The sequence below is a fragment of the Rathayibacter sp. VKM Ac-2760 genome (assembly GCF_009834185.1).
Taxonomy (GTDB): Bacteria; Actinomycetota; Actinomycetes; order Actinomycetales; family Microbacteriaceae; genus Rathayibacter.
On sequence record NZ_CP047173.1, the window covers coordinates 3,714,777 to 3,736,029 of the forward strand.

Below are 21,253 nucleotides of genomic sequence, written 5' to 3' on the forward strand. Positions count from 1 at the left end.
TGGCGCGCATGCGAGTGCTTCTCATCGGCGGGGCGGGCTACATCGGCAGCCACACCGCCGTCGCGCTCCTGGACGCCGGGCACGAGGTGCTCGTCGTCGACGACCTCTCGCACTCCGGCGCCGGCGCGATCGCCGCGGTCGAGGAGCTGACCGGAGCACGCGTCCCGCTGCTCGTCGCCGACGCCCGCGACGAGGAGCGGCTGGCCCGCTTCGTCCGCGAGCACGCACCCGTCGACGCCGTCGTGCTGCTCGCCGGGCTGAAGGCCGTGGGCGAGTCGGTCGCCCGGCCGCTGGAGTACTACGCGGTGAATCTGGGCATCGCGCTCGCCGCGTTCGCGGTCGCCGAGACCGCCGGGATCCGCACGATCGTCTTCTCCAGCTCGGCGGCGGTGTACCGCGGCGACGGGCCGATGCCGCTCGCGGAGGACGCGCCGACCGGGCTCGATCTGGCCAACCCGTACGGCAAGACCAAGCGGATGATCGAGGAGGTCCTGACCGATCTCGCCCGTGCCGATCTCGCCCGTGCCGATCCGGGCCTTCGCGCCGTGAGCCTGCGCTACTTCAACCCCGTCGGCGCGCACCCCTCCGGGCTGCTCGGCGAGGACCCGCGCGGCGCCCCGAGCAGCCTCCTGCCGCTGGTCTCGCGGGCCGCCGCCGACCCGGAGCACCACGTCGACGTCTTCGGCGACGACTACGACACCCCCGACGGCTCGGGACTGCGCGACTACATCCACGTCGCGGATCTGGCCGCCGGCCACGTCTCCGCGCTCGAGCACGCGCCGGCCGGGCACACGGTCTACAACCTCGGCACGGGGACCCCGACCAGCGTCCTCGAGCTCCTCGACGCGTTCGAGGCGGGCAGCGGCGCCGTCGTCCGGCGGCGCGTCGTGGCCCGCCGCCCGGGCGACGTGGCGGCGAGCTGGGCCGACCCGGGCAAGGCCGCGCGCGAGCTGCACTGGCGCGCGACGCGGACGATCGGCGAGGCCGTGCGCGACCAGTGGAACCGGCAGACCGCGGGCCGCTCCCTCGCCCGCTGACGCCTGCCAGCGGCGCCTTCCGGCGGCGCGGAGAAGGCGATCCCCGCCGCGGTCCCGACGATTCTCGACACCTTTCGAGCGCTTATCGAGCGCTTATCGGCGCCGCGCGGGAATGTCCTCCGTCATTCTGCGACGGCTCCTCCCGGTTGTTCCTCTCCGGCGATATCCGGCGATTAGCTTCTAAGGCATCGTGACCCTCTGAGGGGGCACCGGGCCGATTCGGGATCGGCATCCATCCGCGCGGAACGGGGCTCACCATCACTGCCTTCATCGAAGTGACCGACCGGCAGCGCGCGAGCGCGGCGACCGGTCCCGGCCTGATCGTGCACGAGTGGGTCGAGCGCCGCGGCGGCGCCGAGCGGGTGCTCGAGGCGATGACCGAGGCCTTCTCCGACGCCGACGTCCGGGTCCTCTGGAGCGACGCCGACGCGGTCGTCGGCCGCCCGGTCACCGAGTCCTGGCTCGCGCGCACCCCGTTGCGCCGGCACAAGATCCTGGCGCTCCCGGCGATGCTGCCGACCTGGCGCCTGCCGATGAGCGAGCCGCACGAGTGGGTGCTGGTCAGCTCGCATCTCTTCGCCCACCACGTGCGGACTCCCGCGCCGACGAAGAAGTTCGTCTACGCGCACACTCCGGCCCGCTACATCTGGGAGCCCGACCGCGACGGCCGCGGCAGCAGCCGGGCCGCACGCGCCGCGAGCACCATCCTCAAGCCGATCGACCGCTTCCGGGCGGCGGAGGCGACGTCGATCGCGGTCAACAGCCGCTTCACCGGGGAGCGGGTCAGCCAGGCCTGGCACCAGCCCTCCCGGGTGATCTACCCGCCGGTGCACACCGAGGTGCTGCAGGCGATCACCGACTGGCGGGCGCCGCTCACCGACGACGAGCTGCGGACTCTCGACTCCCTCTCCCGGCCGTACCTCCTGGGGGCGTCGCGGTTCGTGCCGTACAAGCGCCTCGAGACGGTGATGGACGCGGGCGTCCGGACGGGGCTGCCGGTCGTCATCGCCGGTCACGGGCCGTCGGAGGCGCGGCTGCGCGCCTACGCCGTCGAGATCGGCGCCGACGTGACGTTCGTCATCTCGCCCTCGGACGCGCTGATCCGCGCGCTCTACGCCGGCGCGATCGCCTACGTCTTCCCGGCGGTCGAGGACTTCGGGATCATGCCCGTCGAGGCGATGGCCTGCGGGACCCCCGTGATCGGCACCGACATCGGCGGCGTCCGCGAGAGCGTCGGCCTCGTCGGCGGCGGCGTCACCGGCGACCTCGAGCACGGCACCGACTGGAACGACCTGCTCCAGCGCGCCACCGACCTCGACCCCGACTGCTTCCGCGCCCGCACCAGCGTCTTCTCCCGCTCCCGCTTCATCGAGGAGCTCCAGGACTGGATCGCCGAGCAGCTCGACTGACCCGGCACCGCGTCTCGACACCCCGCGCTTCCTGCTGATCGAGTAGCCCGCTCCGCGTGCGTATCGAGATCCACCACGCTCAGAACGGCGCCGGCACGTCGACGAACCGCGGTCGCGGCGGCGGGTCCGGCGGTCGCCCGGGCAGCGGCGGCGGCCGAGTGCTGATCCGCCGTCCGGTGGGAGTCGTCCACGTGATGCCCCCATCGTCGTCCCTGCAGTAACTCCACTGGTCTCCGTGCCGCACATGGTGATGCGAAGTGCATAGCGATACGAGGTTCTCGAGGGAGGTCTCGCCGCCGTTGCGCCACTCGATCGCGTGGTCTGCCTCGCTGGTCGATGCGCTGCGGGTGCAGCCGGGGAACCGGCAGGTCTGGTCCCGCAGCTGGAGATGCAGGCGCATCTGCGGCGGCGGCACGCGCCAGGTGCGTCCGACCGAGACGACCGCGCCGGTATCGGGATCGGTGAGAACCCGAGTGAAGGACGCTGCCGTCCGGATCAGCTCGCGGGCGATTGCCGCAGGCACGGGACCGTAGCCGTCGAGGTCCGCAGGGGCGTCATCGAGACCTACGGCAGTGGACGCCGCGAGCGTGAGCCGGACCTCCGCGCGAACACCGGAGACGAACGTCGGATCAGGGCGGTGCGCGGCGTCCGGGGTGGTCCCGGCGACGTCGCCGTCGCACAGCAGGTCGACCGCGGCGTCAGCGCTCAACTGCTGGAGCGTGCGTGGGTCGCCCTCGTCGCTGAGGGTGCGGGCGATGCGCCGCAGCCGGTCGTACGCCCCGGACACGGCCGGTGCGGGAGCGTGCAGGCAGAGCGTCGCCATCCCGTCCACATCCGGCGAGACCCAGACCGCGCGGTCCTCCCGAGCAAGGGCGTGCCGTTCGGCGAGGGGCTGCTCGTGCAGCTCCTCCCGCCAGCGGATCAGGGCTCGGCGCAGCTGCGCGATGGACATCGTGACCGCGGCGTCGGCCGCGCGCTCGTCCAGCGCAGAACGGGACTCCTCGGGGAGGCTGCTCGCGGTCCGGCAGATCGCCTCGCCGACCTCCCACAGGATCTTCGCGTCGCGCAGCAGCACGCGAGTGAGAGGAAGGTGCTCCGTCAGCATCTGCGCGGTCTCGAGACGGCGCGACACCTCCCGCTCGGACAGGCTGTACGCCACCGCGAGCTCGGCTCGGATGGAGCGCTCGACCAGGTCGCGGGTCTCGCTCCGCGACGCGCCGCGGGCGAAGGCGTCCGGGATGGTCAGCGCGAGTCGGTAGCCGCGGTGCAGGCGTTCCGCCGCCCGGAGGCGCATCGGGGAGGTGGAGCGCTCGTCGGCGGCGGAGCCGTCGAAGCAGTCGCGCACCTCCGCTAGTGCTGCTGCATCCTCATCTTTTGACATACGAGTATCCAAGCAGGGGTCACCGACATCCGAATGGCGTCCTGGGCAGATCGGGGACGACGCGAGCGATCGGGGGCTGGGGAGGAGGCTCGCTCCCGGGCGTCCGGACGACGTGGGTCTCGATACGCCGCCGGAGGCGGCTACTCGACCAGCAAGAAACGCAGCCCGCGGCTACTCGACCAGCAGGAAACGCCGCCCGCGGCTACTCGGCCCGCAAGAAGACGGCGCCTCCTCGGCGCGTGACCCGCGCTAGAACAGCCCGCGGGGCGACTCCACCGAGGCGAGCACGCCCGGCGCCGCCACGATCGTCAGCCGCCCGACCTCCTCGGCCGTCAGCTCCGGCAGCCGCTGCGCCAGGTCGAGGAAGCGCTCGATCTCGGACTCCTCGAGCACGCCGTCCGCGAGCGTGCGGAACTTCGCCACGTACTGCTCGCGCGAGAACGGGTGCGCGCCGAGCGGGTGCGCGTCCGCCACCGCGATCTCGTCGACGATCGTCGTGCCGTCCGTCAGCAGGATCTCGACGCGCGCGCCGAACGCCTTCTCCGCCGGGTCGACGGAGTGGTAGCGGCGCGTCCACTCCGCGTCCTCCTCGGTCGTCGTGCGCTGCCAGAGCGCGACCGTGTCGGGTCGCGCCGCGCGCTCGGGCGCGTAGCTGCGCTCGTGGTGCCAGGCGCCGTCTTGCAGCGCGACGGTGAAGATGTACGGCACCGAGTGGTCGAGCGTCTCGCGCGAGGCCGTCGGGTCGTACTTCTGCGGGTCGTTCGCGCCCGAGCCGATCACGAAGTGGGTGTGGTGCGAGGTGTGGATGACGATCCGCTCGACCCGCTCCGGATCCGCCGCCTCGGGGTGCGTGCCGTGCAGCCGGCGCGCCAGGTCGATCAGCGCCTGCGCCTGGTACTCCGCCGAGTGCTCCTTCGTGTACGTGTCGAGGATCGCGCGCTTCGCCTCGCCCGCATCCGGCAGCGGCACGTCGTAGGCGGCGTCGGGGCCGTCGAGCAGCCAGGCGATCACGCCGTCCTCGCCCTCGTAGATCGGCGACGGGCTGGTCTCGCCGCGCATCGCCCGGTCGACCGCCTCGATCGCCATCTTGCCGGCGAAGGCGGGCGCGTACGCCTTCCAGCTGGAGATCTCGCCCTTCCGCGACTGCCGGGTGGCGGTGGTGGTGTGCAGCGCCTGCGCGATCGCCTGCTCGATGGTCGCGACGTCGAGGCCGAGCATCGTGCCGAGGCCGGCCGCCGCCGAGGGGCCGAGGTGCGCGACGTGGTCGATCTTGTGCCGGTGCAGGCTGATCGCGCGGACGAGGTCGACCTGGACCTCGTAGCCCGTGACGATGCCGCGGAGCAGCCGGGCACCGTCGATCCCCGCGTGCTGGGCGACCGCGACGAGCGGCGGGATGTTGTCGCCCGGGTGCGAGTACTCCGCAGCGAGGAAGGTGTCGTGGTAGTCGAGCTCGCGCACCGCGACGCCGTTCGCCCACGCGGCCCACTCGGGCGACACGCGGCGGCCGGGGTCGGCGCCGAGCACGGTGGCGCCCTCGCCGCCGATGGAGGCGGGGTGCGCCAGCGCCTGCGAGCGCGCTGCCACGACGGGCCGGCGCAGCAGCGACGCGGCGGCGACGGCCGCGTTGTCGATCACGCGGTTGACGACCATCTCGGCGACCTCGGCGTCGACCTCGACGGGATCGACGGCGACCTCGGCGAGGGCGTGCGCGAGCTGCCCGTGGCGCGGGAGGTCCTCGTCGCTGCGGTGGACGCGGACGTGGTGTTCGTGCACGGGGGCTCCTTCGGCTCGTCCCTGCCAATCTAGCGGCGGGGGCCCGGGGCAGAATGTCCGCATGACCGCCACCCGCGTCGCCGCCTTCGACTGCGGCACGAACTCCCTCCGGCTCCTGATCGCGGACGTCGAGGGCGGGCGCCTGACCGACGTCCTCCGCCGCACCGAACTGGTCCGACTCGGCCACGGCGTCGACCGCACCGGCCGCTTCGACCCGGCGGCGCTCGAGCGCACCCTCGCCGTCACCCGCGAGTACGCCGCGCTGGTCCGCGAGACCGGAGCGACGCGGGTGCGCTTCGTCGCCACCTCCGCGACCCGCGACGCGGCCGACCGCGAGGACTTCCTCGGCGCGGTCGAGCGGATCATCGGTCTCCGCACCCCGATGTTCCGCGGTGCCGAGACGATCAGCGGCGAGGAGGAGGCGGCCCTCTCCTTCCGCGGCGCGCTCTCGGCCGTCGACGCGGTCGCCCCGGTGCTCGTCGTCGACCTCGGCGGCGGCTCCACGGAGCTGGTGCTGGGCGGCGGGCAGCCGGAGCAGGCGCATTCGATGGACGTCGGCAGTGTCCGGCTCACCGAGCGGCACCGGGCGGGCGGGGGCGAGCCGACCGACGAGCAGCGGGCCGCGATTCGCGCCGACGTCCGCCGCGCGCTGGCCGCCTCCCCCGTCGACCTCTCGGCCGCGCGGAGCGTCGTCGGCGTCGCCGCGACCGTGCTGACCGTCACCGCGCATGCGCTCCGCCTCCGGACCTACGACCGCGACGCGCTCGAGGCGACCCTGCCGATCCGCGACGTCCTCGCCGCCTGCGACGAGCTCGCCGCCCTCTCCCCCGCCGAGACCGCCGCGCTCCCCTTCGTCCGCGCCGGCCGCGAGGACGTCCTCGCCGCCGGCGCCCTGATCTGGTCCGAGGTCCTCCGCGCCGTCCAGCACTCCTCCCCGAGCGTCACCACGGTGACCACGACCGCCCACGACATCCTCGACGGCCTGGCCCTCACCCTCTGACCCCCGGCCCCTGACCCCTGTCCCCCTCCGCGAGATGCCACTTATGAGCACGACACGCCGTGAGACGAGCGCACAAGTGGCATCTCGCGGCGGGAGCGGTCAGCGCGTGAGGGTGCTGCCGGAGTCGGGGTGCAGGCGGGCGGCGGCGACGAGCGGCACCAGGGTCAGCACCGCCAGCGTCAGGAAGGCGAAGCGGTAGGGGACGAGGCCCGGGCCGAACGCCGAGCCCGCCGCCAGCGCGATGCCGCCGGCGGCGACGCCGAAGCCCGCGGCGATCTGCTGCGTCGTCGCGCTCAGCGTGTTCGCGCCCGACATCCCCTCGGCCGGCACCTCGGCGAAGGTGACGGTGTTGTAGGCGGTGAAGCCGGCCGAGCGCGCGACCCCGCTGAGCACCAGCAGCGCGACGATCGCCGGGATCGGCACCTCCGGATCGAGGAACGCCATCGCGACCATGCAGGCGATCCCGACGACGTTCGCCGCGACGAGCACCCCGCGGAAGCCGACCGTCCGCAGCAGCCAGGTCGTGGCGGGCTTGATCGCCAGATTGCCGACGAAGAGCGCGAGCACGATCGAGCCGGCCTGCACCGCGTCCCAGCCGAACGCGTCCTGGAACAGCAGCGGCAGCAGGAACGGCACCGCGTTGATCGTCGCCCGGTAGAGCGAGCCGCTCGCGTTCGCGACCCGGAACGTCGAGAAGCGGAAGGCGTCCAGGCGCACGAGCGGGTGCGGCGTCCGCAGCAGGTGCCGCACCGCGACGGCGGTCACCGCCGCTCCGCCCACGCCGAGACCGAGCGCGACGGTGTCCGAGCCGCTGCCGGTCACGAAGCCGGTCGCCCCGACCAGCGCGCCGAGGCCGACCGCCACCAGCAGCAGGCCGACGACGTCGAGCGGAGGCGGCACCGCCTCGGTGCCCACCGGCACGATCCGCCGCGCGATCACGAAGGCGACGACGCCCAGCGGCAGGTTGATCAGGAAGATCCAGTGCCAGGACGCGTAGGTCGTCAGCAGCCCGCCGACGAACGGCGCGAGGATCGGCGCGACCAGTCCCGGCCAGACCAGGATCGCGATGGCGCGGATGATCCCCTCCCGCGGCGTGACGCGCAGCACCGCCAGCCGGCCGACCGGCACCATCAGCGCGCCGCCGACACCCTGCAGCACCCGGGCGGCGACGAGCAGCGGGAGCGTCGGGCTGAGCGCGCAGAGCAGCGACGCCACCGTGAAGATCGCGATCGCAATGGTGAAGACCCGGCGCACCCCGAACCGCTCGCTCAGCCAGCCGGAGGCGGGGATGAGCACCGCGACGGTCAGCAGGAACGCGGTGACGGTGATCGCGACGGCGGCGGAGTCGACGCCCAGGTCGGCGCCGATCGCGGGCGCCGCGGTGGTGACGATCGTCGCGTCGAGGTTCTCCATGAAGAAGCAGCCCGCGACGAGGAGGGCGATCGCGCGCTGACGGCGGGGATCCAGGGCGGGCCTCCTGCGGGTGGAATGGTGTGCGGGGCGAGCGTAGCGCGCGGGTCACGTCGACCAGGACGGGACGCGACGTCGAGGACGGGTAGCGTCGACGCCATGAGCGACTCCGAGACCCGCACCATCCAGCTCCGCCGCTACGAGCTCGTCGACGGGGTGATGGACGACTTCCTGGCCTGGTACGAGGCGAAGATCGTCTCCGCCCGCGCCGCGCACGGCTTCACGATCGAGTTCGCCTACGCCGACCGCGAGGTGAACGAGTTCGTCTGGGCCGTCAGCACCCCGGGCGACGCGGAGGCGTTCGCCGCGATCGAGAAGACCTACCTCGCCTCCCCCGAGCGCGAGGCCGCCTTCGCCGGCGAGCCGACCCGCGTCGCCGTGCACCACGTCCGCCTGATCGAGCGCATCGTCTGAGGCGCGCGGGGCGGGCGCTCGCGCCCGCCCCGCCGACTGCTAGCCCCGCGCGCGGCGCGGGCCCGCGAGCACGAGCCGCAGGGCGACCGAGCCAACGACGAGGGAGCCGAGGGTGCCGAGGAGTCGCCAGCCGGTGTGCTTCGACGAGTCGAGGCCGGCGCGGTCGCGCGGCGAGGCCAGCGCGGCCGGCGCGAGCGTGCGGCCGTTGGCGCCCGCCTCCGCCATGTGCGCGAGGCGGCGCAGCGTCTCGATGTTGCGCACCCAGAGGAAGCCGTGCAGCAGCGGCTTCGGGATCAGCGTGCCCGGCCCCTTCACGGCGGTCTCGTGGATCCGGACGCGGCAGCCCTTGCGGTGCGGCTCGATCTCGAAGCCGACCCGCGCCTCGCCCATCGGCCAGCCGGCCGCCTGAATGACGAAGCGGCTCGACGGGTCCCACTCGAGGACGGTCGTCCGGTCGTCGATCACCAGCGGCCAGATGCCGAAGGAGTGGTGCAGCCGCGAGCCGGCGTGCGGCCAGTCGCGGTCGACCTCGCGCATCCGGGACGAGCCGACGACCCAGGCGGGGAACAGCCAGCCGGAGGCGAAGACGGCGAAGACGGACTCGGGCGGGCAGTGGAAGACGCGGGTGTTGCGGGCCATCGCGGGCTCCTTCGAGGGAGGGGGTCGGTGGTCCCAGGGTGCCAGATCGTCGCAGGGTGCCGGATCGTCTAGCGCGCCGGATCGCCCTGCGGCTACCGATCCGCCGAGGGCGAGAGGTCGGGGGTGCGGCGGATGCCGAACTCGTGCCGGAGCGCGCTGCGGGCGGCGTGCCAGCCGGCCATCCCGTGCACGCCCGGGCCGGGCGGGGTCGACGACGAGCAGAGGTAGAGCCCCTTCGCCGGGGTGCGCCACGGGTCGGAGGAGGGCACCGGTCGCGAGATCAGCTGCGCCACGCTCGCCGCGCCGGCCGCGATGTCGCCGCCGATGTAGTTCGGGTTCCACGCGTGCATGTCGCGCGCGGTCATCGAGGAGGCGGCGAGGACGCGGTCGCGGAAGCCCGGGGCGAAGCGCTCGATCTGCGCCGTGATCGCCTCGCGCTGGTGCGCCGGCGAGTCGCGCGGCACGTGCGTGTAGGCCCAGAGCACCTGCTTGCCCTCCGGCGCGCGGGAGGGGTCGAGGACCGAGGGCTGCGCGACCAGCACGTACGGGTTCTCGCTGTGCCGGCCGCGGACGACGTCGCGCTCGGCGGCGGCGATCTCAGCGCGGGTGCCGCCGACGTGCAGCGTGCCGGCGCCGGCCAGCTCGGGGTCGGTCCAGGGCACCGGGCCGTCGAGAGCGAAGTCGACCTTCGCGACGCCGTTCCCGTAGCGGAACAGCCGGAGCGCCGCCTGATACGGAGCGGGCAGCCGGTCGCCGGCGAGGCGCAGCAGGGCCTCGGGAGTGAGGTCGAGCAGGACCGCCCGCGCGCTCGGCAGCTGGGCGAGCGAGGTGATCTCGACGCCGGTCTCGATCGTGCCGCCGTGCGCCCGGAGGTCGTCGGCCATCGCGTCGACGATCGCCTGGCTGCCGCCGACGGGCACCGGCCAGCCGCGCGCGTGCGCGTAGGAGCCGAGAGCGAGCGCGGCGGCCGCCGTCGACAGACTCGGCATCGGGCGGATCGCGTGCGCGGCGACGCCCGCGAACATGGCCGGCGCCACCTCCTCGCGGAAGCGGAGGTTCCAGAGCGGCGAGCCCTGCTCGAGCACGCGCAGGCCGAAGCGGAGGAGCACCGACGGGTCGGTCGGGATCTTCAGCAGCGCGTCGTTGGTGAAGCCGGCCACCCGGTCGGCCCGCTCGGCGAGCGGCCCCATCAGCGCTCGCCAGGCGGCCCCGTCGCGCCCGAGCCCCTCGGCCGTGCGCTCGAGATCGCGGTAGGCGATGCCCGAGCGCCCGCCGTCGAGCGGGTGGGCGTAGGAGATCTCCGGCAGGCGCAGGTCGATCCGCCGGTCGAGCTGGAACCGGCGGAAGAAGCCGGAGGCGAGCGCCATCGGGTGCACCGCCGAGCCCATGTCGTGGTGGAAGCCCGGCAGCGTCAGCTCGGCCGTCCGCGCTCCGCCGCCGAGGGTGGCGTTGCGCTCGTAGACCGCGACCGACAGGCCCGCGCGGGCGAGGGTGACCGCGGCGGAGAGCCCGTTCGGTCCGGAGCCGACGACGACGGCGTCGACCACGTCACTTCCTCCGCAGGGCCGCGACGGCGCCGACCAGGCCGGCCGCGCCGAGCACCGCCGCCCCGGCGTAGCTCGCGGCGCGGTGCCGGATCATCCAGATCTGCGGCGTCATCGTGTGCGCCCGGTCGCTGAAGAGACCGCGAGCGCCGTGGTCGCCGGCGACCGGCTCGTAGACGTTGTTCGGCAGCATCGGCTCCGTCTTGTCCGGTGCCTGCTGACCGTCGTACGCGCTGCGGGCGAGGAACCAGTCCATGAAGGCGCCGGCGAAGCGGTCGCCGAGGATGGTGCCCGCGGTCGGCTCGCCGACCCAGGTGCGCCGGCGCGGCTTGTCGGCGACGTCCGCGATCGCGATGGCGCCCACCTCCGGCTGGTAGATCGGCGGCACCGGCTGGGGGTGGTGCGGCAGCTGCGACTTCACCCAGTTGAACTGGATCGTGTTGAGCGCCGGCATGTCGACCTCCGAGAGCCGGATGCGGCTCTTGGCGTGCAGCAGCTCGGCGGTCACCGACTCGGTGAAGCCGCGGGCGCCGAACTTCGAGGCGCAGTACGCGGCCTGCAGCGGGATGCCGCGGTGCGCGAGCGCCGAGCCGACCTGGATGACGTGCCCGCGACCGCGCGGGGTCATCCGCGAGAGCGCTGCCCGGGTGCCGTTGACGAAGCCGAAGAAGTTGACCGCCACTGCACGCTCGAAGTCGGCGGGCTCGGTGCTGAGGAACTCGCCGAAGACGCCGACCATCGCGTCGTTGACCCACAGCTCGATCGGCCCGAGCTCGGCCTCGATCCGGTCGGCGGCCGACTCGACGGCCTCGCGATCGGCGACGTCGGTCGGGATGGTCAGCCCGCGCCGGCCGGCCTGCTCGATCTCGGCGAGCGTGGCCGCGAGTCCGTCCTCGCCGCGGGCGAGCACGGCCACGTCCCAGCCGCGGGAGGCGAGCTCGCGCACGGTCGCGCGACCGAGACCGGCGGTGCCGCCCGTGACGACGGCGACGCCGCGGCTCACGCGCGGACTCCGGGGGCGGGGTGGCGGGGGTGCTGCGTCATGGGTCGGACTCCTTCGTGAGGGCGCCGGTTGCGTCGTCGGTCGTGTCCCACGCTAGGGCGGAGGCGGTGCGCACCGCGCGGGGTTGCGCCGGGTCGGTGGAAGGATCGTGTCCGGAGCGCCTGGGGAGGAGCCGCAGCCGCCTCTCGATCCGTCCAGCCCTCGCCCAGAGACCGTCCAGACGGCCGGGCCAGACTGACCGCCGCCGCGCCTCCTGCGCACCCGCCTCTCGACGACCGGATCGACCATGAACGCACTCCTCGAGCTGAGCCTCGTCTCCGGACCGGTGGTGATCGCGGTCTACGCGGTCGGGGCGCTCGCCCTCCTCCTGCTGATCCGCGCCTTCGCCCGCTCGGGTCCTCGTCGCCGCCGCCGCCGCCTGCTGCTCGCCGTCGGCGTGCTGCTGCTGGGGCTCCTCCTCGGCTGGGGCCTCGCCGGTCTGCTCGGCGGCGCCGGCGGTCCCTTCGGCGTCGACTTCACCCCCGTCACCCGGGTCTGGATCGGCCTCGGCCTCGGCGGCCTCGCCCTCGTCCTCGTGACCCTCGCGCACGCCCTCGCGCACCGGCACTGGAGGCGGGCGCTCGCCTCGGTGCTCGCCGGCGCCCTGGTGCTGATCACCGCCGCGATGACCGTCAACATCGACTTCGGCCAGTACCCGACCGTCCGCAGCGCCCTCGGCATCAGCGCCTACCCGACGGTGGACGAGCCGATCGCGACACCCGCCGGCGAGCACACCTCGATCCAGGACTGGACCGCCCCCGCCGGCATGCCGGCCGTCGGCAGCGTCAGCACCGTCGCGATCCCGGCCACGAAGTCCGGCTTCGCCGCGCGCGACGCCGTCGTCTACCTCCCGCCGGCGGCCCTCACCGACGACCCGCCGCTCCTGCCCGTGATGGTGATGCTCTCGGGCCAGCCCGGCTCGCCGTCCGATCCGCTCTCGACGGAGAACCTGCAGAAGACCCTCGACGACTACGCGGCCGCGCACGCCGGCCTCGCCCCGATCGTGGTGTCGCCCGATCAGCTCGGCGACCCCTCGGCGAACCCGATGTGCATCGACTCGCCGCTGGGGAACTCGGCGACCTACCTCACCATCGACGTGCCGAACTGGATCCGCGCCACCCTGCCCGTCCTCACCGACGCGCACGACTGGGCGATCGGCGGGCTCTCGCAGGGCGGCACCTGCGCGATCCAGCTCGGGGCGGGCTACCCGCAGCTCTTCGGCAACATCATCGACGCGTCCGGCGAGCTCGCGCCGACGCTCGGCGACGACGCGACGACGATCCAGCAGGGCTTCGGCGGCGACGCCTCGGCCTACGAGGCGGCGAAGCCCGCCACGATCCTCGCGAAGAACGCCCCCTACAAGGACTCGTTCGCGGTCTTCGGCGTCGGCGCGAACGACACCTCGTTCCTCGCCGGAGTCCAGACGCTGCACGCCGCCGCGCAGGCCGCCGGGATGGACACCACCTACCTCGAGGTGCCCGACAGCGCGCACGACGTGACGGCCTGGTCGACCACGTTCGACAAGGGTCTGGAGCTGCTGGCGGCGCGCTGGAACCTGGTGCCCGCCGCCTAGGCGCGGGTCGCGGCCTCGACCGCCGCGGCCACTCCCCCGCTCCACGGCGCCCCGTGCCCCGGCAGCACCCAGCCGGCCCCGGTCGGCAGCAGGCGCTGCAGCGAGGCGAGCGCCTGCTCCGGCTCGTCGGTGAACGGCGCCGGAGCCGGCCCGGTCGCGCCGGTGAGCACGTGCCGGGTGGTCATTCCGTCGCCGACGAAGACCGCGTCGACCAGCGGCACGTGCACCGCGATGCTGCCCGCGGAGTGGCCCGGCAGCCCGATGATCCGCGGCGCCCCGGGCAGGTCGAGCGTCTCGCCGTCCTGCACCGTCACGACCTCGGTCAGCGGCGGCACGCGCGCCCCGCCCTTCCGCAGGAAGTAGGAGAGGAAGCCGGCCAGCGCGCCGAGCCTCATCGACTGCTTGCCGTTCGCGGGCTTCTTCCCTCCCTTCGCCCGCTCGGCGTCGGCCTCGTGCACGAAGACGGGCACGCCGTGCTCGCGTCGCAGCCGCTCGGCGAAGCCGATGTGGTCGGAGTCGCCGTGGGTGAGGATCACGCCCTTCACGTCGTCGACGGAGCGGCCCATCGCGCGCAGCTCGGCGAGCAGCTCTCGCCAGAGGCCGGGCAGCCCGGCGTCGATCAGGAGCACCCCCTCGGGCGCCTCGACGAGGTAGGCGGCGACGACGTCCGAGCCGATGCGGTGCAGGTGGGGTGCGAGTTCCATGATGGCTACGGTAGCTAGCCATCATGGCTACTGTCAATAGCTATAGTGGAGGGCATGCCGACTCCCGAGCGCACCACCCTCGAGGCGATCGTCCGCGCCGCCGCCCTGATCCTGGAGGAGGAGGGGCTCGCCGGCGTCACGATGCAGGCCGTCGCCCAGCGCGTCGGCGTCCGCGCGCCCTCCCTCTACAAGCGGGTCGAGGGCCGCGACACCCTGCTCCGCCTGGTCGCGGAGGCGGCGCTGCACGAGGTCGCCGAGCGCCTGGCCCCGCTCACCGCCGCCGAGGAGCTCGCCGCCGCCCTGCGCGCCTTCGGCCGCGAGCGCCCCGCCGCCTTCCTCCTGGTGATGGCCCCCGGGCCCGGCACCCCGCTCGCGCGGCAGGAGTTCCGCGACGCGGCGAGCGCCTCCCTCCTCCGCGTCACCGCCGAGCTCGCGGGCGAGGAGCACGCGCTCGAGGCTGCGCGGACACTGACGGCCTGGACCACCGGCTTCATCGGCATGGAGATCAACGGGGCGTTCACGCTCGGCGGCGACGTCGAGAGCGCCTGGCGCTTCGGCCTGACCCGGGTGGTGGCCGCCCTGGAGCTCAGCGGGGCCGGTGCGCCGACGCCTCGTCCTCGAGGAAGCGCGGGCGGCTCGCCGCGAGCCCACTGAGCAGCAGCACCACGAGGGTCGCCAGGAGGAAGACGTACGAGCCGGTCCAGCCGCCCTCCGCCTCGCGCAGCAGCCCGATCAGCAGCGGCCCCGCGCAGGCGAGGGCGTAGCCGAGCCCCTGCGTCGCGGCCGAGAGCACCGAGGAGCCGGCCGTGCTGCGGGTGCGCGCGTTGACGAGCGTCAGGGTCATCGGGAAGGTGCTGACGCCGAGTCCGAGGCAGACCACCCAGAGCACGGCGCCGGCCAGCGGCGCGACGAGCAGGCCGACGTAGCCGATCGCGAGCAGCAGCACGCAGACCACGACGATCGCCCCGGGGTTCCGCAGCCCGAGCGTCAGCGGCGGCACGACGAAGGCCGCGCCGAGCCCGAAGATCGAGAAGAGCGCGAGCAGCGCCCCGCCCTGCGCCGGGTCCGCGCCGGCGTCGACCAGGATCGTCGGCAGCCAGGTGATGATCGCGTAGGTGTGCAGCGCCGTCATCCCGAGCATCAGCACCATCGCCCAGAGCAGCCGGGTGCGCCAGGCGCCGTCGAGCCGGGTGGGCGCGGCGGCCGCGGCGGCGCCGGCCCCGCCGCTTCGGCCGAGCGCGAGCCAGAGCAGGCAGGCGACCGCGGTCAGCGCGGCCCAGACGCCGACGGCGAAGCGCCAGTCGAGCGCGGAGGCCAGCGGGACGGCGACGAGCGGGGCGACGAACTGGCCGGTCTGCAGCAGCGCGAGGTAGAGCGAGCTGATCGCCTTCAGCCGCTCGGCGAAGTAGCGCTTCACGATCGGCACGATCAGGACGTTCGAGGTGCCGACGCCGGCGAACGCGACGACCGAGGACAGCACCAGGGCGAGCGGACTCGGGCTGAGCGCGCGGAGCAGGATGCCCGCGGTCGTCACCAGCGTGGCGATCGCCAGAGTGCGCTCCAGGCCGACGCGGCGCGCGACAGAGGCGGCGAGCACGCCGAACACGGCGAACGAGGCGGTGACGACGGTGCCGAAGATGCCGTAGAGCGACGGGCCGAAGGAGAGGTCGGCGCCGATCGTCTCGAGCAGCGGGCTGAAGCCGGTGACGGCCGTCCGGAGGTTGAGCGCCGTCATCACGATCGCGGCGAGGGCGAGGAGGGCGGTGGCGCGCGCGGTGGTGGTCGGCGCGGCGGTCGGCGGCGTGCTCGGCGTCATGGCGGTCCCGCTTTGGTAGGATGATGGGATGAATCCCGACGAGCCTAGCGCGGTCGCGGGCGCCGCGCCGCAGCCGTTCCGCCGCGAGAGCGTCATCGACCAGGTCACCGCGCTCTTCCACGAGGAGATCCGCTCCGGCCGCTGGGCCGTCGGCGCGCGGATCCCGGTCGAGGCGGCGCTGGTGCAGTGGACGGGTGCGGGCCGCAACTCCGTGCGCGAGGCGGTGCAGACGCTCGTGCAGTCGGGGCTGGTGCGGCGGGAGCAGGGGCGCGGCACCTTCGTGATCGCGCGCTCGCAGCTCACCACGTCGCTCCGGCGGCGGCTGCCGAGCGCCGGGCGGCGGGACGGGCTGGAGCTGCGCTTCGCGATCGACGGGGCGACCGCGGCCCTCGCGGCCGAGCGGCGGACGGCCGAGGACGTCGAGGTGCTGCGGGGGCTGCTCGCGGCGCGCACCCGCTCCTGGACGGGCGCCGACCTCGCCGAGCGGACGGCCGCGGACACCGCCCTGCACCGCGCGGTCGTCGTCGCCACCCACAACGCCCTGTTCGTCGAGCTCTACGACGGGCTGACCGGGCTCTTCGAGACGGTGCTGCAGGACGACGTGGTCGGCGACCAGGACCGGCACGCTCGCGAGCACGCCCTGCTGGTCGACTCGATCGCCGCGGGCGACCCGGCGGGGGCCCGCCGCGCGATCGAGGAGCTGCTCGCGCCGCTGCTGAAGCCGGACGCCTGACGCCTCCCGGCGCTCAGCGCCGCGGACGGCGCGTCGACCAGAGTGCCCAGGCCACCAGCAGCGGCTGGAAGACCAGGCGGACCGCGCGCTTGCGGTCCGTGTCGAGGCCGAACGCGCTGGTCTTCGTGACGTACTGCGAGACGTTGCCCGGGAAGATCGCGGTGAAGAACGCCGCGGCGGCCGCCCCGACCAGCGGCGCCCGGCGGCGGGCGAGCACCAGTGAGGCGCCGAGGCCGATCTCGACGACCCCCGAGGCGAGCACCACCGTGTCCTTGTCCAGCGGCACCCACTCCGGCACCTGCGCCTGGAACTCCTCGCGCGCGCGGGTCAGATGGCTGACACCGGCGAAGACGAGGGCGGAGCCGAGGAGGATCTTGGCGCCGGTGCGCAGCAGGGACGGAGAGGAGGAGGTCATCACTCCATCGTGCCGTGTCGGAGGCCCGGCCTAGTCTGTTCGGGTGTCAGACCGCATCCTCGTCCTCACCACCGGCGGAACCATCGACAAGGAGTACTCGCTCGCGGGCGAGCTCGAGATCGGTGCGCCGACGATCGCGCGCCTGCTCGAGCCCGTGCTCTCGACGCTCGAGTTCCGGGTGGAGGAGATCCTCCGGAAGGACAGCCTCGATCTCGACGACGCGGACCGCGCGCTCATCCGCGAGCGCGTGCTCTCGGCGGAGGAGGACCGGATCGTCCTCACCCACGGCACCGACACGATGACGCTGACGGCCGAGGCGCTCGGCGCCGTCCGCGACCGGGTCGTCGTGCTCACCGGCGCGATGCAGCCCGCCCGGATGCGCGACAGCGACGCCGCCTTCAACCTCGGCGCGGCGGTCGCCGCGGTGCAGCTGCTGCCGCCGGGCGTCTACCTCGCGATGAGCGGGCGGGTCCTGCCGGCCGGCGCGGTGCTGAAGGACCGGGCGGCCGGGATCTTCCTGCCGGCCTGAGCCCAGCGGTCCTGAGCCGCGCGCGCCTGAGCCCTGCGCGCCCGCCCCGTCACTCCGCCGCCGCGACCGCCCGGGTGCACTCCGCGCAGAGCCCGAACACGTCCACGACGTGGTGCGCGTCGGTGAAGCCGTTCTGCGCCGCGACCGTGCGCGCCCAGGTCTCGACCTCGTCGGCCGCGATCTCGACGGTGAGCCCGCAGCGCCGGCAGATCAGGTGGTGGTGGTGCGTGCCGGGCGTGCAGGCGCGGTAGAGGCTCTCGCCGTCGGGCGACTGCAGCGAGTCGGCCTCGCCCTCGACCGCGAGGTCGCCGAGCGCGCGGTAGACCGTCGCGAGGCCGATCGGCGAGCCGGAGGCGTGCAGCGCGCTGTGCAGACCCTGCGCGCTGACGAAGTCCTCCCGCGTGGTGAGGGCTTCGCGCACCGCCTCGCGCTGCCACGTGTTCCGCTTGACCACCGGTCCGCCTTCCCGTTTCACGACCCGGGCCACGCTATACCTCCGCCCCGACCGCGACCGGGGAGCGCCGCCGGGAAGCCCGGCGCACGCCGTTCCGCCCGACGATCCGGCAGACCACGTAGATCGCGAACGAGATCGTGGTCACGTACGGGCTGATCGGCACCGAGCCGCCGAGCGCGAGCAGGATGCCGCCCACCAGCGAGCCGACCGCGAAGAGCACGCTGAGCAGCGGCACGAGCACCGGCGAGGCCGAGATCCGCAGCGCCGCCGCGGCCGGGGTGACCAGGATCGCGAGCACGAGCAGCGAGCCGACGATCTGCACCGACACGGCCACCGCCAGCCCCAGCAGCAGCATGAACACGATCGAGAGCGCTCGGGTCGGGATGCCGCGGGCCGCCGCCACGTCGGCGTCGACGCTGGCGAAGGTCAGCGGGCGCCAGATCAGCGCGAGCCCGATCACGACGACGACCGAGATGGCGATCAGCCAGCCGAGCTGCGGATCGTCGACGGCGACGATCTGCCCGGTGAGCAGGCCGAACTTGTTCGCGCTCCGCCCCGGATACAGCGCGAGGCAGAGGATCCCGAGGCCGAGGCCGAACGGCATCAGCACGGCGATGATCGAGTTCCGGTCACGCGCACGGGAGCCGAGCAGCCCGATCAGCAGCGCCGCGATCAGCGAGCCGACGATCGAGCCCTGCACCACGCCGACGCCCAGCAGCAGGCCGGCCGAGGCGCCCGCGAAGGACAGCTCGCTGATCCCGTGCACGGCGAAGGCCATGTCGCGCGACATCACGAAGACGCCGATCAGCCCGCCGACGACGCCGAGGACGGCCCCGGCGATCACGGAGTTGAGCAGCAGCGCGAGCAGCGCGCCGTAGTCGGAGAAGTCGAAGATCTGCGACCAGACGTCGTCGGTCATGCGCGCTCCTCCTCGTGCTCGTGCACGTGCGAGTGGTCGGGGGCGCCGACCACGATGACGCGGCCGCGCGCGCGAATCACGTCGACCGGCGCGTCGTAGAGCTCGCTGAGCACCTCGGAGCGCAGCACCTCGTCGGGGGTGCCGATCCGGAACCGGCCGCCGGCCAGGTAGAGCACGCGGTCGACCATCCCGAGCACCGGATTCACGTCGTGGGTGACGAAGAGCACGCCGAGGTTCCGCTCGCGCCGGTGCCGGTCGATCAGCTCGCTGACCGCGCGCTGGTGCGCGAGGTCGAGGGCGATCAGCGGCTCGTCGCAGAGCAGGAGCGCCGGGTCGCCGGCGAGCGCCTGACCCACCCGGACCCGCTGCTGCTCGCCGCCGGAGAGGCTGCCGATCGGCGCGTCCGCGTAGTCGGTGGCGCCGACGGAGGCGAGCAGGGCGTCGACCTGGGCGCGGCGCGAGCGCGAGGGCAGCGGCAGGCCGAAGCGGTGGCCGTCGATCCCGAGGCCGATCAGGTCGCGGGCGCGCAGCGGCGTGCCCTCGTCCGCCAGCTTCTGCTGGGGAATGTAGCCGATCCTCCGGTTGCCGCGGTGCACGGGCTCGCCGAGCACGCGCAGCTCGCCGGTGCTGAGCGGCTGCTGGCCGAGGACGGCGCGGAGCAGGCTGGTCTTGCCGGAGCCGTTCGCGCCGAGCACCGCGACGAACTCGCCCGCCCGGACGTCGAGGTCGACGCCGCCCCAGAGCTCGCGGTCGCCGAAGCGGAGGCCGGCGCCGCGCAGCTGCAGCACGGACGCCGAAAGGCCCGCCTCCGGGGAGGCGGGCGCCGACGACGGACCGGGTGGGGTCGAGGAGGGTGTCGTCACGACGAGAGGGCTCCCTCGAGGGCGTCGAGGTTCGCGGTCATCCAGCCGACGTAATCGTCGCCCTCGGGCAGCGTCTCGGTGACGCCGACGGTCGGGATGCCGGCCGACTCCGCCGCGTCGAGCACGGCCTGGGTCTGCGAGCTCTCGGTCTGCTCGTTGAAGACGAGCGCATCGACCGTGCCGTCGGAGAAGAGGGCGAGCGTCTCCTGCAGCGTGGTCGCGGGGACGTCGGTGCCCTCCTCGACCGCCTCGCTGAACGCCTCCGGAGTCGCGTTGACGAGACCGAGTGCGTCGGTCAGGTAGAGCGGAACGGGCTCGGTGATGGCGATCGAGCGGCCGCCGAGCGTGCCCTTGAGGGTGGCCTCACGGTCGATCAGGGTGTCGAGGGAGCCGCCGAGGGTCTCGGCGTTGGCGGCGTAGGTGGCGGCGTTGTCCGGGTCGATCGTGGACAGCTCGTCGGCGATCGCGGTGACCGTCTCGCGGACGGCGGACAGGTCGTACCAGACGTGCTCGTTGTACTCGGCGTGCTCGTGGCCGGCCTCGTCGTGGCCGGCGTCGGCGGCCTCGTCCTCGTGGGCGTGCTCCTCCTCGAGGCCCGCGACGACCGTGGCGGTGATCACGGGGGCGGTCGAGCCGGAGGCGTCGATCATGGTGTCGACGAAGGCGTCGTAGCCGCCGCCGTTCTCGATGACGAGCGCCGCGTTCGAGAGGGCGAGCTGGTCGCGGGCCGTGGCCTCGTACTCGTGCGGGTCCTTGTCCGGGCTGTCGATGATGCTCGTGACGTCGACCAGATCGCCGCCGATGCTGCGGGCCAGGTCGCCGTAGACGTCGGTCGACGCGACGACGGCGACGGCGCCGTCCGCACCGGAGGACGAGGAGCCGGTCGAGGAGGCCGTGCCGGAGCACGCCGAGAGGGCGAGCGCGGCACTGCCGAGCAGCGCGGCGAGGGCGAGGGAGCGGGTCTTCACGGGAGAGCCAATCTGAGTCCGGAGCCGGACGGTCGGGGTGTGGCCACGGTAGCGGCTATTGATAACGATTGTCAAAGTCACCGCGGATCCTCCTCGCCGGTCGCGTCGTCCGGCGTCACGAGCGGTCACGGGTCGTCGCATTCGGTGCGTGCGCCCGCCACGACTGCCACAGTCGCCGCACCACCCGCGAACGCCGCACCGCCCGCGATCGCCGCACCCGGAGAGGAACCACCGTGAGCACCACCGCACCGTCCCCCGCCCTCGAGACCCCGCCCCTCGAGGCACCGCCGACCGACGCACCGCCGACCGACCGCTGGTCCGGCGCCCCGCCCCGCCGGCCCCGAGGAGTGGATCGCCCGCGCCGAGGAGGCCGCCGCCGTCCTCGCCGTCGACGCGCTCGAGCGCGACCGCGCCGGCGCCGCCCCCTTCGCCGAGGTCGCGCTGCTGAAGAGCGCCGGCCTCGTCACCCTGCTCGGCCCCATCGAGCACGGCGGCGGCGGCCAGGAGTGGAGCGTCGCGCTCCGGGTCGTCCGCACGATCGCGCGCGCCGACGGCTCGATCGGCCAGCTG

Annotated in this window: 21 protein-coding genes and 1 pseudogene; 9 read left to right on the forward strand and 13 right to left on the reverse strand. The window is 73.9% G+C overall.

The annotated features are described in order from the left end of the window. The first annotated feature begins 8 nt into the window (after positions 1 to 8). Both galE and GSU72_RS17075 read left to right on the forward strand, forming a co-directional pair. Entirely contained in the window at positions 9 to 1,037 is a 1,029-nt protein-coding gene (gene galE, locus GSU72_RS17070) for a UDP-glucose 4-epimerase GalE (protein ID WP_159986104.1), read from the forward strand. Between the two features lie 275 nt (positions 1,038 to 1,312). Continuing rightward, positions 1,313 to 2,446 (forward strand): glycosyltransferase, encoded by a 1,134-nt coding sequence (locus GSU72_RS17075; RefSeq protein ID WP_159986105.1) that lies wholly within the window; start codon positions 1,313 to 1,315, stop codon positions 2,444 to 2,446. Between the two features lie 79 nt (positions 2,447 to 2,525). On the opposite strand, the gene GSU72_RS17080 is transcribed toward GSU72_RS17075, so the two are convergent. Beyond that, positions 2,526 to 3,827, reverse strand: a complete 1,302-nt coding sequence (locus tag GSU72_RS17080) for an HNH endonuclease signature motif containing protein (protein ID WP_159986106.1) — start codon at positions 3,825 to 3,827, stop codon at positions 2,526 to 2,528. Between the two features lie 249 nt (positions 3,828 to 4,076). Continuing rightward, positions 4,077 to 5,600, reverse strand: a complete 1,524-nt coding sequence (locus GSU72_RS17085; protein WP_244255865.1) for an MmgE/PrpD family protein — start codon at positions 5,598 to 5,600, stop codon at positions 4,077 to 4,079. 61 nt (positions 5,601 to 5,661) lie between these two features. Between GSU72_RS17085 and GSU72_RS17090 the strand changes: the two genes are divergently transcribed. Beyond that, positions 5,662 to 6,600: an exopolyphosphatase gene (locus tag GSU72_RS17090; protein ID WP_159986107.1), complete on the forward strand. Its 939-nt coding sequence runs from the start codon at positions 5,662 to 5,664 to the stop codon at positions 6,598 to 6,600. A 99-nt stretch (positions 6,601 to 6,699) separates the two neighbouring features. Here GSU72_RS17090 and GSU72_RS17095 read toward each other — a convergent pair whose 3' ends face one another. Continuing rightward, entirely contained in the window at positions 6,700 to 8,067 is a 1,368-nt protein-coding gene (locus GSU72_RS17095; RefSeq protein WP_279631746.1) for an MFS transporter, read from the reverse strand. Between the two features lie 102 nt (positions 8,068 to 8,169). On the opposite strand from GSU72_RS17095, the gene GSU72_RS17100 reads away from it, so the two are divergent. After that, on the forward strand, positions 8,170 to 8,484 hold the full coding sequence (locus tag GSU72_RS17100; RefSeq protein ID WP_159986109.1) for an NIPSNAP family protein: 315 nt from the start codon (positions 8,170 to 8,172) through the stop codon (positions 8,482 to 8,484). 39 nt (positions 8,485 to 8,523) lie between these two features. Here GSU72_RS17100 and GSU72_RS17105 read toward each other — a convergent pair whose 3' ends face one another. The 3 genes from GSU72_RS17105 to GSU72_RS17115 form a co-directional block, all read right to left on the reverse strand. Next, the gene (locus GSU72_RS17105; protein ID WP_159986110.1) at positions 8,524 to 9,123 is read right to left on the reverse strand and encodes an SRPBCC family protein; all 600 of its coding nucleotides are present in this window, start codon (positions 9,121 to 9,123) and stop codon (positions 8,524 to 8,526) included. 92 nt (positions 9,124 to 9,215) lie between these two features. Further along, positions 9,216 to 10,670, reverse strand: a complete 1,455-nt coding sequence (locus GSU72_RS17110) for an NAD(P)/FAD-dependent oxidoreductase (protein WP_159986111.1) — start codon at positions 10,668 to 10,670, stop codon at positions 9,216 to 9,218. A 1-nt stretch (position 10,671) separates the two neighbouring features. Next, on the reverse strand, positions 10,672 to 11,670 hold the full coding sequence (locus GSU72_RS17115) for an SDR family oxidoreductase (RefSeq protein ID WP_159986112.1): 999 nt from the start codon (positions 11,668 to 11,670) through the stop codon (positions 10,672 to 10,674). A gap of 286 nt (positions 11,671 to 11,956) precedes the next feature. Between GSU72_RS17115 and GSU72_RS17120 the strand changes: the two genes are divergently transcribed. Beyond that, on the forward strand, positions 11,957 to 13,282 hold the full coding sequence (locus tag GSU72_RS17120; protein ID WP_159986113.1) for an alpha/beta hydrolase-fold protein: 1,326 nt from the start codon (positions 11,957 to 11,959) through the stop codon (positions 13,280 to 13,282). Here the strand turns inward: GSU72_RS17120 and GSU72_RS17125 are convergent. Next, complete coding sequence (locus GSU72_RS17125) at positions 13,279 to 13,986, reverse strand: MBL fold metallo-hydrolase (protein ID WP_159986114.1); 708 nt, start codon at positions 13,984 to 13,986, stop codon at positions 13,279 to 13,281. The genes GSU72_RS17120 and GSU72_RS17125 overlap by 4 nt on opposite strands. Before the next feature lie 54 nt (positions 13,987 to 14,040). On the opposite strand from GSU72_RS17125, the gene GSU72_RS17130 reads away from it, so the two are divergent. Further along, positions 14,041 to 14,640 carry a TetR/AcrR family transcriptional regulator gene (locus tag GSU72_RS17130; protein ID WP_159986115.1) on the forward strand — a complete coding sequence of 200 codons (600 nt, stop codon included), beginning with the start codon at positions 14,041 to 14,043 and terminating at the stop codon, positions 14,638 to 14,640. On the opposite strand, the gene GSU72_RS17135 is transcribed toward GSU72_RS17130, so the two are convergent. Then, positions 14,573 to 15,802 carry an MFS transporter gene (locus tag GSU72_RS17135; RefSeq protein ID WP_159986116.1) on the reverse strand — a complete coding sequence of 410 codons (1,230 nt, stop codon included), beginning with the start codon at positions 15,800 to 15,802 and terminating at the stop codon, positions 14,573 to 14,575. The two genes, GSU72_RS17130 and GSU72_RS17135, sit on opposite strands and share 68 nt — an antisense overlap. A 28-nt stretch (positions 15,803 to 15,830) precedes the next feature. Here GSU72_RS17135 and GSU72_RS17140 point away from each other — a divergent pair, with 28 nt between their 5' ends. Further along, positions 15,831 to 16,535: an FCD domain-containing protein gene (locus GSU72_RS17140; RefSeq protein WP_159986117.1), complete on the forward strand. Its 705-nt coding sequence runs from the start codon at positions 15,831 to 15,833 to the stop codon at positions 16,533 to 16,535. 13 nt (positions 16,536 to 16,548) lie between these two features. Here GSU72_RS17140 and GSU72_RS17145 read toward each other — a convergent pair whose 3' ends face one another. Beyond that, positions 16,549 to 16,950, reverse strand: a complete 402-nt coding sequence (locus tag GSU72_RS17145; protein WP_159986118.1) for a hypothetical protein — start codon at positions 16,948 to 16,950, stop codon at positions 16,549 to 16,551. 43 nt (positions 16,951 to 16,993) lie between these two features. Here GSU72_RS17145 and GSU72_RS17150 point away from each other — a divergent pair, with 43 nt between their 5' ends. Beyond that, entirely contained in the window at positions 16,994 to 17,479 is a 486-nt protein-coding gene (locus GSU72_RS17150; RefSeq protein WP_159986119.1) for an asparaginase domain-containing protein, read from the forward strand. Positions 17,480 to 17,528: 49 nt separating this feature from the next. Here GSU72_RS17150 and GSU72_RS17155 read toward each other — a convergent pair whose 3' ends face one another. The 4 genes from GSU72_RS17155 to GSU72_RS17170 form a co-directional block, all read right to left on the reverse strand. Beyond that, positions 17,529 to 17,933 carry a transcriptional repressor gene (locus GSU72_RS17155; RefSeq protein WP_159986120.1) on the reverse strand — a complete coding sequence of 135 codons (405 nt, stop codon included), beginning with the start codon at positions 17,931 to 17,933 and terminating at the stop codon, positions 17,529 to 17,531. Positions 17,934 to 17,967: 34 nt separating this feature from the next. Beyond that, a complete protein-coding gene (locus GSU72_RS17160) occupies positions 17,968 to 18,852 on the reverse strand; it encodes a metal ABC transporter permease (protein ID WP_159986121.1) in 885 nt (294 codons plus the stop codon). After that, entirely contained in the window at positions 18,849 to 19,640 is a 792-nt protein-coding gene (locus GSU72_RS17165) for an ATP-binding cassette domain-containing protein (RefSeq protein ID WP_244256145.1), read from the reverse strand. The genes GSU72_RS17160 and GSU72_RS17165 overlap by 4 nt, the downstream gene beginning before the upstream one ends. A 71-nt stretch (positions 19,641 to 19,711) precedes the next feature. Further along, positions 19,712 to 20,683 (reverse strand): zinc ABC transporter substrate-binding protein, encoded by a 972-nt coding sequence (locus tag GSU72_RS17170; protein WP_244255866.1) that lies wholly within the window; start codon positions 20,681 to 20,683, stop codon positions 19,712 to 19,714. A 351-nt stretch (positions 20,684 to 21,034) separates the two neighbouring features. Between GSU72_RS17170 and GSU72_RS21925 the strand changes: the two are divergent. Then, positions 21,035 to 21,253, forward strand: a pseudogene (locus GSU72_RS21925) (acyl-CoA dehydrogenase family protein); the annotation flags it as partial.

Coding starts and splice junctions, on each gene's coding strand:
- galE (WP_159986104.1), top strand. CDS start 9: ATGCGAGTGCTTCTCATCGGCGGGGCGGGCTACATCGGCAGCCACACC.
- GSU72_RS17080 (WP_159986106.1), bottom strand. CDS start 3,827: ATGTCAAAAGATGAGGATGCAGCAGCACTAGCGGAGGTGCGCGACTGC.
- GSU72_RS17090 (WP_159986107.1), top strand. CDS start 5,662: ATGACCGCCACCCGCGTCGCCGCCTTCGACTGCGGCACGAACTCCCTC.
- GSU72_RS17100 (WP_159986109.1), top strand. CDS start 8,170: ATGAGCGACTCCGAGACCCGCACCATCCAGCTCCGCCGCTACGAGCTC.
- GSU72_RS17105 (WP_159986110.1), bottom strand. CDS start 9,123: ATGGCCCGCAACACCCGCGTCTTCCACTGCCCGCCCGAGTCCGTCTTC.
- GSU72_RS17120 (WP_159986113.1), top strand. CDS start 11,957: ATGAACGCACTCCTCGAGCTGAGCCTCGTCTCCGGACCGGTGGTGATC.
- GSU72_RS17125 (WP_159986114.1), bottom strand. CDS start 13,986: ATGGAACTCGCACCCCACCTGCACCGCATCGGCTCGGACGTCGTCGCC.
- GSU72_RS17130 (WP_159986115.1), top strand. CDS start 14,041: ATGCCGACTCCCGAGCGCACCACCCTCGAGGCGATCGTCCGCGCCGCC.
- GSU72_RS17135 (WP_159986116.1), bottom strand. CDS start 15,802: ATGACGCCGAGCACGCCGCCGACCGCCGCGCCGACCACCACCGCGCGC.
- GSU72_RS17140 (WP_159986117.1), top strand. CDS start 15,831: ATGAATCCCGACGAGCCTAGCGCGGTCGCGGGCGCCGCGCCGCAGCCG.
- GSU72_RS17145 (WP_159986118.1), bottom strand. CDS start 16,950: ATGACCTCCTCCTCTCCGTCCCTGCTGCGCACCGGCGCCAAGATCCTC.
- GSU72_RS17160 (WP_159986121.1), bottom strand. CDS start 18,852: ATGACCGACGACGTCTGGTCGCAGATCTTCGACTTCTCCGACTACGGC.